The organism is Pseudacidovorax intermedius (assembly GCF_001476815.1).
In the GTDB taxonomy this organism is placed as follows: Bacteria; Pseudomonadota; Gammaproteobacteria; order Burkholderiales; family Burkholderiaceae_C; genus Xenophilus; species Xenophilus intermedius_A.
Genome location: NZ_LDSL01000266.1, coordinates 1 through 541, shown reverse-complemented (window position 1 = coordinate 541; position 541 = coordinate 1). Strand labels below are relative to the sequence as shown.

1 protein-coding gene is annotated in these 541 nt (G+C 78.0%); it reads left to right on the top strand.

The genetic code is table 11. The features are described from left to right. On the top strand, positions 1–541 hold a 541-nt coding region (locus NS331_RS25140; protein WP_242873889.1), incomplete at both ends, for an ABC transporter substrate-binding protein.

Below are 541 nucleotides of genomic sequence, written 5' to 3'. Positions count from 1 at the left end.
GTTCACCCGGCTGCAGATCGCCGAGACGCTGACCGACGCCGCCGACGACGGCACACCGCGGCCCGGGCTGGCCCGCGGCTGGACGGTGTCGGCGGATGGCCTCACCTGGCGCTTCTCACTGCGGCCGGCGGCGCGCTTCCATGACGGCAGCCCGGTCGACGCCGCGGCCGTGGTGCGCTGCCTGCAGGCCGCGCGCACGCCACCCTCGCTGCTGAGCCAGGCGCCCATCGAGGCCATCGACGCCGAGGACGCGGCCACCGTGCGCATCCGGCTTGCCAGGCCGCACGGCGGGCTGCCCGCGCTGCTGGCCCACAGCAGCACCCTGGTGCTGGCGCCGGCCAGCTTCGGCCCCGACGGCGGCGTGCGCGCCATCGTCGGCAGCGGGCCCTACCGCGTGCTCGCGCTGGCACCGCCGCAGGCGGTCGAGGCCGGCGCGTTCGAGGGCTACGACGGCCCGCGTCCGGCCATCGAACGGGTGCGCTACCTGGCCGCCGGTCGGGCCGAGACCCGGGCGCTGATGGCCCAGGCCGGCCAGGCCGAC